Raw genomic sequence first — 16250 nt, 5'->3', positions numbered from 1 at the left:
GTCAGACCCTTTCGACGGTTTTCTGGCCAAACAGGCCGGAGGGGCGCACCAGTAGGACAACCAGCGCCAGCGCATAGGCGAACCAGCCTTCGATGCCGCCGCCGACGAAGGGTCCGAGATAGACCTCAGCGAGCTTTTCGCTGGCGCCGATGATGAGGCCGCCGACGATGGCGCCAAGGATGGAATCGAAGCCGCCAAGCACCAGCACCGGCAGCGCCTTCAACACGATCAGCGATAGCGAGAACTGGACGCCGAGGCGTGCGCCCCACAGCAGTCCCGCGACCAGCGCCACGAAGCCTGCAGCCGTCCACACCGTTCCCCAGATCCGCGGCAGCCGCAGTCCGACGGCAAGGGCCGCGAACTGGTCGTCGGCGACGGCGCGAAACGCCAGCCCGATCCGGGTCCAATAGAAGAAGGCGCTCAAGCCCGCCACCATCGCTGCGGCGATGCCAGCTGCCAGAAGGTCGAACGACGAGATCAGGATGCCGCCGACCTCGAAGGGCGTGTCGTCGATGCCGAGATCAAGCCCGTGCACCTGCGTGCCCCAGATCAGTTGGGCAGCGCCCTCAATGATGTAGGACAGGCCAAGCGTGGCCATGAACAGTGTCATCGGCGAGCGGTTCACCAGCGGCCTGAGCACGGTTCGCTCGATGGTGAAACCCAGCGCGACCATGACTGCGAAGGTGATGAGCAGCGCAAGCGCAAACGGGATGCCGCGTTCGACCAGGCTGACAAAGGTGAGTGCCGCAAACAGCACCATCGACCCTTGCGCGAAGTTCAGCACACCCGACGTCTTGTAGATCAGCACGAAGCCGATGGCGACGAGCGAATACATGACTCCCGACAACAGGCCGCCGACCAGCACTTCGACAACGAAGAGAAAATCATAGTAGCTCATCAGATGCCCTCGCCATCCTCGCCCTCGGCGGTGCCGAGATAGGCCCGGATCACGTCCGGATCGGCGCGCACTTCGGCCGGCGTGCCGTCGGCGATCTTGCGGCCGTAATCGAGCACGGCGACGCGGTCGGATAGGCCCATGACGACCCCGATGTCGTGCTCGATCAGGATGATGGTGACGCCATGCCGGTCGCGCGCGGCGCGCACGAACCCGGCCATCTCGGCTTTCTCGGTCGCCGTCATGCCCGCCATCGGTTCGTCGAGCAGCAGGATCTTCGGCTCGGCAACCAGCGCTCGCGCCAGTTCGACCCGCTTCTGCAAGCCGTAGGGCAGCGTCGCGACCAGCTGATCGGCGACCGTTTCCAGATGCAGGAAGGCGATTGTCTGGTCGACCTTTTCGGCAATCGCAGCGTCTTCGCGCCTGGCGCGTGGCAGGCCGGCAATATGTTCGACAAAACTGGCGCGCCTGGTGTGGACGCGGCCCGACGCGATGTTGTCGCGCACCGAAAGCCCGGGAAAGAGCGCCAGGTTCTGGAAGGTGCGCGCGGCGCCCAGACGTGCCAGACGGTTCGCGGGCACACGGGAGAATGACTGGCCGGCGATCGCGATCTTGCCGTGGTCGGCGTGATAGAGGCCGCTGATGATGTTGATCAGCGAGGATTTGCCTGCGCCGTTGGGGCCGATCACGGCGCGGATTTCGCCGCTCTTGACCTCGAGATCGACATCGCTCAGCGCCGTGACGCCGCCGAACGAAATGCCAATCCCGCTCAGGGTCAGGATCGCATCGACCTTTGCCGACAGGCGCGCCGGGCGCGTGTCCGTGAGTGGACCAGCGCCAGCAAGAATGCCGGGGATTTCGGGCGCACGCTCGTATGCGGCGGCTCCCAGCGAAGCACCAATCATGACACGTTCCTGATTTTGGAGGAGTGCGCGGCCCGCAGGCCGCGCCCTGGCCTATTCGGCGGCGACAAGCTCCCTGTCACGCGCCGCTTCCAGTTCGCGCACCAGCGGGATGATGCGCTTGCCGAAGAACTCGACCTCTTCCTGGAAATGCAGGAAGCCGAGCAGGATCAGATCGGCGCCGGCATCCTTCAGCTTGAGGATGCGTTCGGCGATCTGTTCCGGCGTGCCGATGAGATTGCTGCGGAAGCCGTCATTGTACTGCACCAGATCCTCAAGGGACGACTTCGCCCAGTTGCCCTCGCCTTCCGGCGAGGCCTTGCCGGCATTCTTGACCTGGTCGGCAAAGCCCTGCACCGCTTCGGGATTGGCCTTGGCGACGATCTCGTCCAGCACGGCGCGTGCTTCCGCCTCGGTTTCGCGAGCAATGGCAAAGGCGTTGACGCCGATCTTCACCTTGTGGCCATTCGCCTTCGCCTTGGCCTGGATATCGTCGACCTGCTTCCTGATCTCTTCGGGCGTGTTGCCGTTGGTGAAATACCAGTCGGACACCCGCGAAGCCATGTCACGCGCGGCGCGCGACGAGCCGCCCTGGAAGATCTCGGGCTGCGGATCGATCGGCTTCGGCTTCATCGAGTAGTTGGTGAAGCGATAGAAGTCGCCCTTCAGCGTAAAATTGTCCTCGGTCCAGATGCCGCGCAACGCGCGGATGAACTCCTCCGAGCGGCGGTAGCGCTCGTCATGGTCGAGCCACATCTCGCCGATGGCGGCGAACTCGCCACGGAACCAGCCGCTGACGACATTGACGGCCACGCGGCCATTGGTCAGGTGGTTGATGGTGGCGATCTGCTTGGCCGCCAGCGCCGGGTTCCATGGACCGGGCAAGACGGCGGCAATCACTTTCAGCGTTGTGGTGGCGGCCAGCAGTGCGTGGCTGAACGACACGGATTCGTGCTGGTTGTCGGCGCCGTAGCCGGCGGTGAAGCGGATCTGGCTCAGTGCGTAGTCGAAGCCGTTGGCCTCTGCGATCTGGGCGAGCTTGCGGTTGTAGTCGATGTCCCAACCGGTCCGCTGCTCGATGTTGGAGATGACCAGGCCGCCGGAGACGTTCGGAACCCAGTAGGCGAATTTCAGGCCGTCGGAATGAGACGTCATGTCGTTGTTCCCTTTTTGGTTGGCTCAGCCGACGCGCGCTGCGGCGGCGGCATTTGCATGGTTGGAATTGAGCAGTGAAACCGCTTCGGATGCGGCCCGTGAAATGCGTTCGCGTATCGCCTCGCCGACGATTTCGGCGCCGATGAAATCGTCGGGCGCCCCATAGACGCCGGTCGGTACGGTGACGGCGCCGAAAAAGCCGAATAATGGCCGCAGCTGATGTTCGAGAACCAGGCCATGGTAAGGACCTCCGCCTGTCGCCGCGAGAAGCACGGTCTTGCCGGCGAGCGCGCGATAGTCGACGAGGTCGAACAGGTGCTTGAGGGCGCCGGTGTAGGAAGCCCGATAGACAGGCGTTCCGACCACGAGCAGATCGGCCTTCTCGACACGCTGGATGATCGCTTCGCCGGACGCGCCGAGGGCGCCACGGGACAGTCCGACGAAAAGCGAAGGCGCCGCCTCGGTGATTTCGATCAGGCCCGTGTCTGCCGGGACGCGCAGCGCGACGTCCTTGACCAGCGCGTTCACCACCGCGGTTGTGCGCGATGGCGTGCTTACGCCGCCGGATATTCCGAGAACCGATAGCCTTGCCAACTCGTCAATCTCCCAGACCCTGCATGCGCATCGGTCATTTCCAAACCGGGGCAGACGATATTCGACAAAATCTATAGAGATAAGGAACGACGTTTCGATTTTTCGCCTTTGGCGAGAAAAATCCGGTTCTGCTAATGTGCGGTAGCAACGTCCATCTGGCGATGGCCGGGAAGGATCAAAACGGCTCGCAGTCATCTATCGACATTTTTGAAAGCGCCGATGCCTTTGGGCAATAAGGTTCGTTGCCATGATGCCTGGCGTCGCCGTCGCGCAATACTACGAAGCGGCTTCCCTTGCCGGCGACATCACCAGTTTCTGGGTGCCCAATCGGGATTGTCTCTTTCCATGGTGCGCGACATTGGCTTTAGGATTAACCGCAGCGACAGTTGGGACACACGCATCCTTGTGGACGCCTCGAGTGCGACAACGTCCAGCAGCGCTGGACGGCTGGACGGCGCCAGTTGCTCGCGATCGACACGGGCAAGCTCTATGGCGGGCGTGGGGATTTCCTGCCGGTGGCCGAGGCGATAGCCCAGCAGATCGTCCATCTCGGTAAGTCGACGAGATCGTCACCGCCTAGCACCCACGGCGTCAATGACGGCCCAGGGATCTGGTGGGCTTTTCTGCTGGGTCAGGTGTTGAATGTGGGCCGATCGTAAGTCCGCGATCAATCCGCCGCAGCTCGGCGGCCTTGACCACCCGTTGCAGCTCGCCGACGTCACGAAATGACGGACGGGCACCAGGAAGTCCCACGGGTTGCCTCTTCACGCCAGCACGCCTGTGCCACCGTCGCTGCCTAAGAGGCGGCGACGGTGGCCGCTTGAAGCAGAACCCGCGCGCCGGTAACCGCGTGGGCAGGCTCCACATATTCCGCCTCGTTGTGGCTCAGCCCGTCACGGCACGGCACAAAGATCATCACGGCAGGCGCCACCCGGGCGAGGAACAGCGCGTCATGGAATGCACCCGAGATCATCTGTTTGTGCGGCAGCTTTAGGCTATTGGCGGCCTCCTCGACGGTTTTGACCATATCGGGAGAGAATGCCGCCCCCGGCATGTCGAACGACCGACTGATCGTTACCGTGCAATGCTGAGCTTCTGCCTCCGCCGCGCACACCTGGCGCAGTTCTGCTTCGATGGCATCGAGCCGCTCTACCCGCGGATGCCTGATATCGACGGCGAAGACCACAGACTGCGGTATGGCGTTGATCGATCCCGGCTGGGCGGTCACCCGGCCCACCGTCAGCCTTGCCCTGCTGTCGAACGGCATGATCGTCGTCTGGAGCCTGTGAATCGCGGCAACGGCCGCGACCATCGGATCCCTACGGTAGGGGAGGCCGGTTGTGCCGGCGTGACCGGCGGCGCCCTCAATGCAGACCTCCAGCCAGCGCGTACCTTGCACGGCTGTGACGATACCGATCGGCAACCGCTCCTTTTCCAGCGATGGTCCCTGTTCGATATGCAGCTCGATGTAGCCGGATATCGGCATGCCGAGGGGGCGAAGGGTTGCCTCTGGCAAGGCGGAGATCGTTGCCCCGAGCTCCTCTGCGAGGGACGCACCGTCGCTGCCGACTATGGACCGCCATGCGCAAATGTCGGCTCCGGTGAAGGCCATGGAGCCCATGACACCCGGCGTAAACCGGCTGCCCTCTTCATTGGCCCAGGCGACGACCTCGATCGGCATCCGAGTCTCGGCCCTCGCGTCCTCCAGCGCTTCGAGCGCCTCGAAGGCGGAAAGCGTGCCGAGCGCTCCATCGAAGCGCCCGCCGGTCGGCTGGCTGTCGAGGTGGCTGCCGATCAGCAGCGGCGGCAGGGTGGCATCCGTGCCCTCGCGGCGGATGAAAAGGTTTGCCATGGCGTCCTGGAAAACCGCGAAGCCGCGCGCGAGCGCCAATTCCGCCAACAGGCGCCGGGCGCCGCGATCCTCGATGCTGAACGCCTGTCGGTTTACGCCACCGGCTGGCGTCGCGCCGATCCGGGCGAAGGCATCGAGCCGGCCCAGCAGCCGCTCGCCGTCGATCTCCGGCACTGAAGTCACCGCTTGAGGCCGCGGATGAAGGCCTTTACCCGTTGCGGATCGACCTGATTCCACCACACTCCATCATATTTCAGCGAGCTGGCGACAATGACGCCGTCGACGATGTCCAAGATATCGGTGGCGTTGTCGGGTGTCACCCCGCTGCCGACAAGCGTCGGCAGTCCGGCGGCGTCCTTGATCATCCTGATGTAGCTGAGGTCGGCGGCGTGGCCAGTGCGCTGGCCGGTGGCGATCACCGCGTCGGCATCGAAGAACACGAGGTCCTTGACCTGCTCCTCGATCGGCCGGTCGCCGACGATCGCGTGGGCGCCATGCTTGACATGCGCGTCGGCGAAGATGCGGATACCGTTGGCTCGAAGCCTAGCGCGGAAACGCATGGCGCGCGCCGCTTCGCCTTCGATAAAGCCCTCGTTGGCGACATAGGCGTTGGCCCATTGATTGACGCGCACGAAGGAAGCACCGGAGGCACTGGCGATCGAAAGCGCGGGAATGGAGGCATTGGCAAGCACATTGATGCCGATCGGCCGGCCGAGTTCTCTGCGGATCCGGTCTGAGACGACAGACATGTAGGCGGAGGTTTCCGGCCCGATATCATCCGGCTTGGAAAACGGCACGTCACCATGGTTTTCGGCGATCACGCCGTCACACCCTCCCTGCAAATAGGCTTTGGCGTCGTCGAGGCCGCGTTGATAGATGGCCTCGATCGCCTCGCCATGGTAGCGCGGCGCCCCCGGCAGGGGGGCGAGATGAACCACGCCGATCACCACCTTGCTTCTGCCGAAGATCGACTGCAGCGCATCATTCGTCACCTGGCCGACGGGTTTGGGGGATTGTGTCATGCGGTTTCCGCTTCTGTTGTTTCCATGAGCAGTTTCATCTCCCGCCTGCCGGGGCAGGACTCAAGCGTGCCGGCGCGCCCGACCGAGATGGCTGCGGCGCGGACCGCAATCCGCGCTGCCGCGGGGAGCTCCATGCCGGCCGCAAGGCAACCAGCGAGGCAACCGCAAAAGACGTCGCCCGCGCCGCTGGTGTCTAGCACGGCCACCCTGGGCGCCGCGATCCGGTCGATCCGTCCTTCGCCATCGGCGACCAGGCAGCCGAGTGCGCCAAGCGTCACGATGGCAGCGCCGGCGCCCTGACGGATCAAGTCGCGGGCCGCCATGGCAGGGTCGCCAGCCCCGGTCAGTTGCGCCGCTTCGCCCGCGTTGGCGATGACGACGCTGACGTCGCTCAAGCCCGGTGTGTGGTCGGCCGCAAGCGGGCTCGGATTGAAGATCGTCATCGCTCCCGCGCCCCGCGCCACCTTCAGGCAAGTGGCCGTGATATCCGGACCCAGATTGCCCTGAAATACTACGATATCGCCGCGTGCGATCGATCGGGCAAAACCGCTGTCGGCCATAGGATTGTACGCGGCGGCGCAACTGGCTCCGGTGACGATGAGGTTTTCGCCGCGCGCATCGACCATGATCGTCGACCGATCGCTGGGCAGTGCCAGTACCGCCAGATGGCTGGCATCGAGATCGCGGCTCAACTGCTCTGCGATCCAGGCTCCGGCGGGATCGTTGCCGATCGCGGCACGGAAGCGAACATCGGCTCCGGTGCGCGCCGCGGCCAGCGCCTGGTTCGCACCCTTGCCGCCAAGTCCGTCAGCATGTTCCGATGCGTTCAGCGTTTCGCCTGCCGCCGGAAACCGGTCCAACCGAAACGTTGTATCGACGCAAACATTGCCGACGACATGGACGCGCATGGCTAATCCCTGGCCGTTGCCCAGCCTAGCATCTGTTCGAACAACGTCTTGTAGCCATTCCAGGCGATGAAGCCCGGCGGCAGCCAATGCGGCCCTACATCCGAGGTCCAGGCGACAGTGCGGCCCCGACCATATTTGCCGGCCACCAGCAGTGGCAGCGAACGGTAGTCGGAGGACACGGTGGCGAGAACTTCCGAACCGTCCTTGACCGTGACCTCGTTGAAGCCAAGCAGGATCGGCCAATCCTTGCCTAGGCCCTTGAGGATCGGATGGGTCTGCGGGCCGACGACGACCGGCGCATAGCCTTCTGGAACCTCGACACGGTCGTCCACCGGCAGGCAGATGACCGGCAAAACGTCCTCAACCGGCGTCTTGTGATAGCGCGCGCCGCCATTGATGCCCTGAAAGCTGTAATAGCCGCCGAACATCAACAGGCCGCCGCCATTGCCGACATAGTCGCGCAACAGGCGCAGCCGGTTCGGCGTCGGTTTGGAGTGGATCCAGGTATCGGGGTGAAGCAGCAGCGTGTTGGCCCCAAGATCGGAGAGCACGACCGCGTCATAGGCCGAAAGCGCTTCCATGGTCTGCGGGAAGTTCCGCTGTGCCTCATGCGCCGGCATGAAGGTGACGTCGAACAGGCTGTCCTTCAGCGCGGCCAGCAACTCATCGGCACCGGTGTGATAGGTCACGGTGGGAAACTGATCGAAGCCTTTGATGTGGGTCGCGGTCGAGACCCAGGACTCGCCTGCGAGAAGAACCTTCTTCCTGGACATGTAGTCTCCCTATCTTGTTTTGGAGCCGCGGCTCAGAGGCCCTCGGCGAACACAGTCTTTGGATTGTCGATGAGCATCGTGTCGATTGCCGACTGCTCGACACCATGGCGTTTCAGTCTCGGCACGAAATGCTTGAGGATGAAGCCGTAGCCGAAACCGCCGAAGCGGGTCAGCATGATCTTGAGAAAGACGTCCTGCGACAGCAGAATCCTGTCGAGCAGTCCCATATCGATCAGCGAGCGGATCGCCCGCGCATTCTGCTCGTCGGACGGCGACTGCGCATCCTGGTCGGCATAGTAGAAATCCATGCCGATCATGTCGTATTCCAGGAAGGCGCCACGCGCGGCGAGGCTTTGCTGGTAGGCAAGATCGTTGTGGCTGGGGTTCATGTGGCAAAGCACCGTATGCCGGAGATCCGCGCCTTCTGCCTCGACCACGTCAAGCACATCATGCGCCAGCCGCTCCCAGCCGGGCAGATGAATCGTCAGCGGCACGCCGGTCATCTTGGCCGCACGGGCGGAGGCCCGCAGCGACTTGCGCTCCTCGTCGGTAAAATCCTTGCTGACGCCAACCTCACCGATAATGCCGGCAATGATTTCGGGCTGCGCCGACCCGCCGCCGACATCATTGACGAGGAATTCGGTGACGTCGTCAACGTCCATCGCTTTCAGCCAGACGGGATGGGTGTGCTGCAGGTAGAAGCCCGTCCCCATGACGATCCGCAATCCAGAGGCGCGGGCGATGCGCGCCAGCTTCACCGGATCGCGGCCAATGCCAATGTTGGTCGCATCCACCACGGTATGGCCGCCGAGCGCCCGGTATTTCGCCAACTCCGAAAGGGCTAGGTCGCTGTCGTCGAGCGAGACGTTGTCGCGGTTCATGTAGGGGTTCATCCGCAACTCGCCGATGATCTCCATGCTGACCGGCTGCTCGGCGATCTTCTTCTCGTCGGGATGGCAAGGGCATTTCCACGACGTCGCGCCATCGAGCAGTATGTGTTCATGCATCAGCGTCACGCCCATATCGACAATCGCAACCGGGCCGGTAACGGTCATCACCGTGCCGGAGCGAACACCGATCGGTGCCCGTTCCCTTGGCTTGTCGTCGAACAGATGATCCATGTCAGCGGCTCCGCGTTGCGCCCTTGAACAGCCGGAAATTCAGCCAGATGGCAACGAGGATGATTGTGCCGGTAACGATCGGCGTCAGGAAGGGCGACATATGCGCAAGGATCAAGCCGTTGCCGATGACCGCGACGGTCAACGCGCCGAGCACAGTGCCGATGATCGTACCGCGCCCGCCGAACAGACTGGTGCCGCCAAGCACCACGGCGGCGATGACATCGAGCTCGAAACCCTGGCCGGCATTCGACGAGCCGGAACCGAGCCGAGCGGCGAGGATGATGCCGGCCACCGCCGCCGCCATGCCCGACAGGATGTAGACGAAGAGCGTCATGAAGCGCGTATCGACACCGGCTCGGCGCACGGCCTCTGTATTGGCGCCGATGCCGGTGACATAGCGGCCGAACGGCGTCTGGTTGAAGGCGAGATAGGCAATGATCAGCACGACAAGGGCGAGCAGCGCCGGTACCGGCACGCCGAGAAACCAGGCCCTGCCGATGTTGACGAAGAAGCTGGTCGGTTCGACCGGGATCGAATAGCCGCCGGTGATCAGCAACGCCACGCCGCGGATGACGGAGAGCCCGGCAAGGGTGACGATGAAGGGCGGTATCCGCTCGTAGGCGATGAAGAAGCCGTGCAAGGCGCCGATCGCAGCACCAAGCGCCAGCATGGCGATGACGACCAGCGGCCATGGCAGGTCGGCCTGCAGGAAAACCGCCGACAGCGTTGCCGTCAGCGCCAGCACGGAGCCGACCGAGAGGTCGATGCCGCCGGTGGTGATGACGAAGGTCATCGCGGCCGCAACGATCAGCAGCGGCGCCGACTGGCGCGCGATGTTGAGCAGATTGGGCGTCGTCAGGAAGGAACCGGTGATCAGCGAGAAGACCAGGCAGACGACGATGAAGAACAGCGCAATCGAGACGACGCTGCCATTGGCTAACGCCACATCCTTCCACGTGCTGTTGTGAGCGCGTTTGGGTGAGGCGCCAACACCGGCGGAGGTAACGTTCATGGTTGGACCCCCTCATCGCGGCTTGCGCGGGCCGAGCGCGCGGTGAATTTGCGGCCGACGATCAGGTTGACGACCTCCTCGATGCTGGTCTCGCCGATCTTGCGCTCGGCGACTTTGCGGCCTTCGTACATGACCTGGATACGATCGCAGACCAGGAACAGATCCTGCAGGCGATGGGTGATGAGGATGACGCTGACGCCCCGGGCGCTGACGGCGCGGATGAGTTCCAGAACCGCCTCGACTTCCGCTACCGCAAGGGCGGCCGTCGGCTCGTCCATGATCAGCACCGACGGATCGAAGGAAGCCGCGCGGCCGATGGCGATCGACTGGCGCTGCCCACCGGAGAGGTTTTCGACCTTGAGCTTGGTATCGGCAATGACGATGCCGAGCCGGTCGAGCATCTGGCGCGTCTCGCCATGCATGCGCTTGTTGTCGAGAAAGGGGACGCCGAGAACGCGGCGACGCGGCTCGCGGCCGAGGAAGAGATTGCCCGCCACATCCACCGTGTCGCAGAGCGAAAGGTCCTGGTAGACCATCTCCACCCGCGCGGCGCGGGCATCGGCCGGCGACGAGAAAGACACCGCCTTGCCATTGATCTCGATGGTGCCGGCATCAGGAATGACCGCACCGGACAGCACCTTGCTCAAGGTGGATTTGCCGGCGCCATTGTCGCCGACCAGACCGAGCACTTCGCCAGGCTTCAGGTTCAGCGAGACATCGTCCAGCGTCTGGATAGGGCCGTACCGTTTGGAAATACCGGTCATCCTGACGCGGTAGGTCTCGCCATCGCTCATCATGGTTCCAATTCTCTGGGCGCGACATGTTCAATTGGTCGCCGGGCTGCGCAGGCAACCCTCGGGTCAATGCGCAGCCCAGCGGTCCGGGGAGGATACTACTTGAACATGTCCTTGAACTGGCCGACATTTTCCTTGGTCACGATGGTGATCGGAACGTTGATGATCGGGTCAATCTTCTCGCCCTTCTTGAGCTTGACGAAAGCTTCGATGGCAGCCTTGCCTTCACCGGCCGGATCCTGCTGGACGACAGCGACCACCCAGCCCTCTTCGAGACCCTGCACCGCCGACTTGGTCAGGTCCCAGCCGAACACCTTGACGTCGCCCGTACGGGCTTGGCTGGAGACAGCGGAAACCGCGCCGAGCAGAGCCGGCTCGCCGGTCGCGTAAAGCGTCGTCATGTCAGGATTGGCGGTCATCAGGTTTTCGGAGGCGGACAGGGCCACGTCCTGGACGTTCTGGCCGTCGACCGTGTCGAGGAAGGTGACCTTCTGGCCGCTGTCGGTGACAGCCTTCTTGAAGCCGTCGAGGCGCTGGTTCTGGATAAACGAATTGAGCGCGCCAACGACGCCGATCTTGGCGGTGCCGCTCAGCTTAGTCTTCACGTATTCGGCGTAGAACTTGCCGATATCCTCGCCTGCCTTGGTGTTGTCAACGCCGACGAAGGCGACGTTGTCGCCATTTGGGATCTGCGCGTCAATGGCGATGACCGGAATGCCGGCGGCTTTGGCCGCGGTGATGGCCGGCTTCACACCGTTGACATCGATGGCGACGAGAATGATGCCGTCGACCTTCTGGGTGATGTAGTTCTCGATGGCGTCGTTCTGCGCGCTTGGTACATTGTTGGCGTTGAAGATGACGAGGTCCACGCCGGCAGCCTTTGCGGCAGCCGTTGCGCCGTCATTGATCTGGTTGAAGAACAGGGCCTGCTGGTTGATGGTCACCAGCGCATAGGTCTCGGCCATGGCGGAAGCAGAGCCGAGGGCGAGGGTCATGGCGATGGCTGCGGCGCAGCCTGAAAGGATCTTGGTAAGACGCATTCCGGTTCCCCTTGGTTTTCTCGAAAAGGCCCTTGATCGGGCTCACCTGGCGCCTGAGCGCAGAGCATATTTCAAGATGCTTGATTTCTTGTCAAGTGACTTGAATTGGCATCAACGAAGACAAATGAGGGGCTCGCCCGATCAGAATGTTGCCGGCGTGTTCACCCAGAAAATGCTGGCGCGTTCGTCGCCGACATTGCGGTACCAGTGCGGCAGTTCGGAATTGAAGACGAAGGAATCGCCGGCCGACAGGCGAAACGTCTTTTCGCCGACCATCAATTCGATCGCACCTTCCAGGAGGTAGCCGACTTCCTCGCCAGCGTGCTGGATCGGGCCGGCGCTCTCACCTCCCGCCTCGATGTGATGGATGTTGCACTGCAGGAGATGGCCGGGCGAATACGGAATGACGCGCTCGAGCGAAATGCCTTCGCCGCGCCGAAGCGGATCGAGCGCGATCAACGGCCGCGATCCAGCCCGAAAGACGATGCCTTCCTCACCATCGGATTCCTCGAACATCCAGCCAATGTTGGTGCCAAGCACCTCGACAAGCCGGTGCAGCATGGGAAGCGAGGGCGAGACCTTGCCGTTCTCGACCTTGGAAAGCAGGCTTTCAGAGCAGTTCGCGGCGGCAGCTAGCGCCTTCAAGGTCAGCCCACGCGTCTGCCGGGAGAGTTTCAACCGTATGCCGAGCCGCAGAAGGCTGGTGGCGGTCGAGCGCTCGTCGCCGCCCTTGCTGTTTTGGGTGTCCATCTTGTTCATTTGGGGACGCGAACATCTCCGCTGGTTGGGCTGACTCGTAAAACTGATCCCAGGCGTTGTCCATCCTGTGAAAAACGGACGATGCATCCGCCTCGAGCGATCCGCGCGCCATGTAGACGTCGACGCTCGGATCGTTGACGGCCGCCACCATTTCGGTCCGCCTGCCTTTGTAGCGTGAGCCCACGATCACCGCGCGCAGCTTATGTTCTCCGAGAAGGGCATGAAATAGTGCATCTCACAATTGACCTCGACACCGTCTTTGAGCGCGACGTAGGCGCGATATTCTTGCTCATAGGCCACCCATCGGCCTTTGTCCGGATTAGACGTTTGATGTCTTCGGGGGTGATTTCATCCAGAATGTTGAGGCCCATGTCAGTGAGCGTCGGACGCTTTTTCACATAGTCGACATCATAGAGTGCCTTTTCAGGCACGTCGAAGCCGAGGACTATACCCTTATGGCTGCCTGCGTAGTGCGCCCACATGAGGGGCTGTCCCAGTCCTTGCTCATGCAGATCACGCCGTTCTTGACGCTGAGGTGCCGGCGCATTTCTCGCAGTGCGATCCGATCGGCCTTTGAGACAGCGTCACGCCGATGAATTCAAAGTCGTCGTTGAGCTGTTCGATTCGCCCGATCCTGATCCGGGGTTCCAAGATCGAGCGCACTTCGACGGGGTTTGATATCGTCCAGGCCAAGAACAAGGGGACCGGCGGCAAACGGCTTTTCGTGCCAATCACGCCGATGCTGTCCGAGATCCTGGATGCGGCTGACAGGCGCGGCGAGACCGTCTTGGTCAACGCCTATGGGGAGCCCTTCTCCGCCAAGTCCTTGACTGGAATGATGCGCATTGGTGCAAGCTTGCCGGTCTTCCGAACGGCCTTACCCTGCATGGTTTGAGGAAATCGCTCGGTGTTTATCTGGCGAAGGCCGAGACCTTCACCAGGCAGATGATGGACGTCTCGGTCACGACGATATCGATCATGCGGAGCTCTATTCGTGCGAGGCATCGCAGGTGCGGCTGGCGGTCCCGGGGATGGATCGAGTAGTGCGGCTGGTCACGCGCAAGCCGATGCTTGGCGAACCTGTCGGCGAACCTCGTGGCGAATCACTCTATAACAATGGTGGGCCCGGAGGGACTCGAACCCCCAACCAAGCGGTTATGAGCCGCCGGCTCTAACCATTGAGCTACAGGCCCCACGCGCGCTGGATTAGTGTTTTTCCTTGCGCGGCACAAGGCTTTCCGGACGGGCTGGCCGAGATCGCCCAAATCAGCCCATATTCGCGCCCTAGTCGACAGGCGCGACTGGATCGCAGACCGAGGAGATTTTCATGACCAGACATATTTTGCCGCTCGCACTTGCCGCCGCGATCGCTTTTCCGGCGATGGCAAGCGCTGCCGATTCGCTGCCCCCGCCCCGCATCATCGTGTCGGGTGAAGGCCAGTCGACCGTGGCGCCTGACCTGGCGCTGCTGACGCTCAGCGTCATGCGCGAGGCCAAGACCGCACGCGCGGCACTCGACGCCAACAACGACGCCATGGCCGCCGTGATCGCGGCAATGAAGTCGGCAGGGATCAAGGACCGCGACCTGCAGACCGCCGGCATCCAGATCAACCCGCGTTACAACTACACCAACAAACCGGACGGCAGCCAGGAAGCCGAGCTTGTCGCCTACCAGGTGACCAACACACTCTCGGTGCGCATCCGCGACATCGACAAAACAGGTGAGATTCTCGACAAGGCTGTGTCGCTCGGCGTCAATCAGGGCGGAGGCATTTCGTTCTCCAACGAGGATCCGAAAGCTGCCGTCACCGAAGCCCGCAAGAAGGCGGTCGCCGATGCCATGGCCAAGGCCAAGACGCTGGCCGAAGCCGCCGGCGTCAGCATAGGCCGGGTGCTGGAAATCACCGACCAGAACGTTGCGCCGGCGCCGATGCCGATCAATGCAAAGGCCTTCGATGCGGCAGGCGCCGCGGTTCCCGTGCAGGCCGGCGAGAATGCCTACGCCGTGCAGGTAACAGTGACATTCGAGCTTAAGTAGCAGGCCGCCGGGCCGGGCGCGGTTCTGCTGAACCCGTCGGCCGGAACCGCAGATTTCCGACATGAAAAACCCCGGAGGACTGGCCTCCGGGGTTTTTTCGAGCCGCACCTTTCCGCGGAGGGAAAGGGGCTCCTGGCTGACCCTAGAAGGGTCATGCCGCTACTCCAGGTACTCCAGGCTGATCCTGGCAGAGGAACATGCCTCCGGATCGACCTTCGCAGAAGGTCGTATCCCAGACTGATCTTCGCAGAAGATCAGTCTGGTTCTCTTAGCGATAGATAACCGGGCAGCCGCGCTCATTGGCGAACACGACCACTACGCGATCGCCATACTGGCGGCCGGCGACCTTCACCACGCGGCGATTGACATCGACGATGCGGACGCGGTGCAGGCCCATGCGCTCGGCCTTGTCGAGGGCGCGGTCCGGCGAGCAGCGGCGCCAATTGCGGTCACGGCGAAAGCCGTCCTCATCGTCGCCGGTGTAGACGCCGACGCGGCGGTCATGGTTGTTGCCGAAGCCGAGATAGATCGAGTCCGCCTGGGCGGGCACTGCGGCAAGGGTGCCGAGAGCTACGAGACCCGAAAGGGCTGCCGTCTTGAATGAGTTGAACATTGTCTTCTCTCCTTGTTGAGGGCTTGCGCCCGTCTTGGTCGAACCGATGGGGGGAGAATGCTCCTTGCAATCTGAACTCTTCGCGAACCGGCCGTTCATTTTCGGTTAATCTGCCCGACAGGTCAAAAGCAACCGCCCCTTCCACCGCTGCAAACGATCCTGACCGTCAAAAACGTCCAATGGCGCGGAACGCCCTATGGCAACGTCCGTTCCAGAATGCTCAGGGCTCGTCGTCGAGCATATAGTCGAAATAATCGTCCGGCTCGGCCAGATCGGTCTCACTGGCGCGGACGCGGCCGCGCATGGAGATGCCGGCATCATGAACGGTCTCGGCACTTCCCGACACCAGCCTGTGCCACCAATAGAGGTCGTGCCCCTCGGCAACCAGCCGGTAGGCACAGGTTTTCGGCAGCCACGTGATGGTGCGCACATTCTGCGGCGTCAGCCCGACACAGTCCGGCACGCGCGCCAGCCGGTTGGCATAGTCCGAACAGCGGCAGCTTTGCCCATCGAACAGCCGGCAGCCGACTGATGTCCAGTAGATCTCGCCGGTATCCTCGTCCTCGAGTTTAGACAGGCAGCATTTTCCGCAGCCGTCGCACAGCGATTCCCACTCGGTGGGCGTCATCGCTTCCAGCGTCTTGGTCTTCCAGAACGGCGTTTCCATTATGGGTCGAGATGTGGCCTCCGCATGCGGCAAGGTCAAGCTGTTGTGTGACTTCAAGTTCCGGCCGCACCATAGGAAAAACATGAAGTTGCCTTCAAAACGCCG

17 protein-coding genes, 1 tRNA gene and 1 pseudogene are annotated in these 16250 nt (G+C 62.7%); 2 read left to right on the top strand and 17 right to left on the bottom strand.

Annotated elements, in window-relative coordinates; translation table 11 throughout:
* Window position 1 precedes the first annotated feature (1 nt).
* The 14 genes from X733_RS161915 to X733_RS161975 form a co-directional block, all read right to left on the bottom strand.
* The gene (locus tag X733_RS161915) at window positions 2-898 is read right to left on the bottom strand and encodes a branched-chain amino acid ABC transporter permease (RefSeq protein WP_023706571.1); all 897 of its coding nucleotides are present in this window, start codon (window positions 896-898) and stop codon (window positions 2-4) included.
* A complete protein-coding gene (locus X733_RS161920; RefSeq protein ID WP_023817722.1) occupies window positions 898-1800 on the bottom strand; it encodes an ABC transporter ATP-binding protein in 903 nt (300 codons plus the stop codon). Before X733_RS161920 ends, X733_RS161915 begins: the two co-directional genes overlap by 1 nt.
* A 51-nt stretch (window positions 1801-1851) precedes the next feature.
* On the bottom strand, window positions 1852-2952 hold the full coding sequence (gene sfnG, locus X733_RS161925) for a dimethylsulfone monooxygenase SfnG (protein WP_023709130.1): 1101 nt from the start codon (window positions 2950-2952) through the stop codon (window positions 1852-1854).
* Window positions 2953-2976: 24 nt separating this feature from the next.
* Window positions 2977-3546 (bottom strand): FMN reductase, encoded by a 570-nt coding sequence (gene msuE, locus X733_RS0133975; RefSeq protein ID WP_031193016.1) that lies wholly within the window; start codon window positions 3544-3546, stop codon window positions 2977-2979.
* Window positions 3547-3851: 305 nt separating this feature from the next.
* The gene (locus X733_RS161930) at window positions 3852-4094 is read right to left on the bottom strand and encodes a hypothetical protein (RefSeq protein ID WP_023701792.1); all 243 of its coding nucleotides are present in this window, start codon (window positions 4092-4094) and stop codon (window positions 3852-3854) included.
* A 248-nt stretch (window positions 4095-4342) separates the two neighbouring features.
* Entirely contained in the window at window positions 4343-5581 is a 1239-nt protein-coding gene (locus X733_RS161935) for a Zn-dependent hydrolase (protein WP_023817720.1), read from the bottom strand.
* A complete protein-coding gene (locus tag X733_RS161940; protein ID WP_023817717.1) occupies window positions 5578-6420 on the bottom strand; it encodes a BtpA/SgcQ family protein in 843 nt (280 codons plus the stop codon). Before X733_RS161940 ends, X733_RS161935 begins: the two co-directional genes overlap by 4 nt.
* Entirely contained in the window at window positions 6417-7328 is a 912-nt protein-coding gene (locus X733_RS161945) for a ribokinase (protein WP_023817715.1), read from the bottom strand. Before X733_RS161945 ends, X733_RS161940 begins: the two co-directional genes overlap by 4 nt.
* Before the next feature lie 2 nt (window positions 7329-7330).
* Window positions 7331-8101 (bottom strand): glutamine amidotransferase, encoded by a 771-nt coding sequence (locus tag X733_RS161950; RefSeq protein ID WP_023817713.1) that lies wholly within the window; start codon window positions 8099-8101, stop codon window positions 7331-7333.
* Window positions 8102-8133: 32 nt separating this feature from the next.
* Window positions 8134-9222: a phosphotriesterase gene (locus tag X733_RS161955; protein WP_023817711.1), complete on the bottom strand. Its 1089-nt coding sequence runs from the start codon at window positions 9220-9222 to the stop codon at window positions 8134-8136.
* Window position 9223: 1 nt separating this feature from the next.
* Window positions 9224-10234: an ABC transporter permease gene (locus X733_RS161960; protein ID WP_023817709.1), complete on the bottom strand. Its 1011-nt coding sequence runs from the start codon at window positions 10232-10234 to the stop codon at window positions 9224-9226.
* On the bottom strand, window positions 10231-11028 hold the full coding sequence (locus X733_RS161965; RefSeq protein ID WP_023701799.1) for an ATP-binding cassette domain-containing protein: 798 nt from the start codon (window positions 11026-11028) through the stop codon (window positions 10231-10233). The genes X733_RS161960 and X733_RS161965 overlap by 4 nt, the downstream gene beginning before the upstream one ends.
* 98 nt (window positions 11029-11126) lie before the next feature.
* A complete protein-coding gene (locus tag X733_RS161970) occupies window positions 11127-12068 on the bottom strand; it encodes a substrate-binding domain-containing protein (RefSeq protein ID WP_023701800.1) in 942 nt (313 codons plus the stop codon).
* A gap of 141 nt (window positions 12069-12209) precedes the next feature.
* On the bottom strand, window positions 12210-12827 hold the full coding sequence (locus X733_RS161975; RefSeq protein ID WP_023672469.1) for a cupin domain-containing protein: 618 nt from the start codon (window positions 12825-12827) through the stop codon (window positions 12210-12212).
* A gap of 697 nt (window positions 12828-13524) precedes the next feature.
* Between X733_RS161975 and X733_RS1000000167565 the strand changes: the two are divergent.
* A pseudogene (locus X733_RS1000000167565) lies at window positions 13525-13879 on the top strand (tyrosine-type recombinase/integrase); the annotation flags it as partial.
* 65 nt (window positions 13880-13944) lie between these two features.
* Here X733_RS1000000167565 and X733_RS161980 read toward each other — a convergent pair.
* Window positions 13945-14020, bottom strand: a tRNA-Ile gene (locus X733_RS161980).
* Window positions 14021-14154: 134 nt separating this feature from the next.
* On the opposite strand from X733_RS161980, the gene X733_RS161985 reads away from it, so the two are divergent.
* Window positions 14155-14865: an SIMPL domain-containing protein gene (locus X733_RS161985; protein WP_023672467.1), complete on the top strand. Its 711-nt coding sequence runs from the start codon at window positions 14155-14157 to the stop codon at window positions 14863-14865.
* A 268-nt stretch (window positions 14866-15133) separates the two neighbouring features.
* On the opposite strand, the gene X733_RS01000000165825 is transcribed toward X733_RS161985, so the two are convergent.
* Window positions 15134-15478, bottom strand: a complete 345-nt coding sequence (locus tag X733_RS01000000165825; protein WP_023672466.1) for a hypothetical protein — start codon at window positions 15476-15478, stop codon at window positions 15134-15136.
* A 220-nt stretch (window positions 15479-15698) separates the two neighbouring features.
* Complete coding sequence (locus tag X733_RS161990; RefSeq protein ID WP_023672465.1) at window positions 15699-16145, bottom strand: YcgN family cysteine cluster protein; 447 nt, start codon at window positions 16143-16145, stop codon at window positions 15699-15701.
* Between the last annotated feature and the right edge of the window lie 105 nt (window positions 16146-16250).

This window comes from Mesorhizobium sp. L2C066B000 (assembly GCF_000502335.1).
Classification (GTDB): domain Bacteria; phylum Pseudomonadota; class Alphaproteobacteria; order Rhizobiales; family Rhizobiaceae; genus Mesorhizobium.
This window is presented reverse-complemented; position numbering and strand designations above follow the sequence as displayed.

Coding starts and splice junctions, on each gene's coding strand:
- X733_RS161915 (WP_023706571.1), bottom strand. CDS start 898: ATGAGCTACTATGATTTTCTCTTCGTTGTCGAAGTGCTGGTCGGCGGC.
- X733_RS161920 (WP_023817722.1), bottom strand. CDS start 1,800: ATGATTGGTGCTTCGCTGGGAGCCGCCGCATACGAGCGTGCGCCCGAA.
- sfnG (WP_023709130.1), bottom strand. CDS start 2,952: ATGACGTCTCATTCCGACGGCCTGAAATTCGCCTACTGGGTTCCGAAC.
- X733_RS161930 (WP_023701792.1), bottom strand. CDS start 4,094: ATGGACGATCTGCTGGGCTATCGCCTCGGCCACCGGCAGGAAATCCCC.
- X733_RS161940 (WP_023817717.1), bottom strand. CDS start 6,420: ATGACACAATCCCCCAAACCCGTCGGCCAGGTGACGAATGATGCGCTG.
- X733_RS161945 (WP_023817715.1), bottom strand. CDS start 7,328: ATGCGCGTCCATGTCGTCGGCAATGTTTGCGTCGATACAACGTTTCGG.
- X733_RS161950 (WP_023817713.1), bottom strand. CDS start 8,101: ATGTCCAGGAAGAAGGTTCTTCTCGCAGGCGAGTCCTGGGTCTCGACC.
- X733_RS161955 (WP_023817711.1), bottom strand. CDS start 9,222: ATGGATCATCTGTTCGACGACAAGCCAAGGGAACGGGCACCGATCGGT.
- X733_RS161960 (WP_023817709.1), bottom strand. CDS start 10,234: ATGAACGTTACCTCCGCCGGTGTTGGCGCCTCACCCAAACGCGCTCAC.
- X733_RS161965 (WP_023701799.1), bottom strand. CDS start 11,028: ATGAGCGATGGCGAGACCTACCGCGTCAGGATGACCGGTATTTCCAAA.
- X733_RS161970 (WP_023701800.1), bottom strand. CDS start 12,068: ATGCGTCTTACCAAGATCCTTTCAGGCTGCGCCGCAGCCATCGCCATG.
- X733_RS161975 (WP_023672469.1), bottom strand. CDS start 12,827: ATGAACAAGATGGACACCCAAAACAGCAAGGGCGGCGACGAGCGCTCG.
- X733_RS161985 (WP_023672467.1), top strand. CDS start 14,155: ATGACCAGACATATTTTGCCGCTCGCACTTGCCGCCGCGATCGCTTTT.
- X733_RS01000000165825 (WP_023672466.1), bottom strand. CDS start 15,478: ATGTTCAACTCATTCAAGACGGCAGCCCTTTCGGGTCTCGTAGCTCTC.
- X733_RS161990 (WP_023672465.1), bottom strand. CDS start 16,145: ATGGAAACGCCGTTCTGGAAGACCAAGACGCTGGAAGCGATGACGCCC.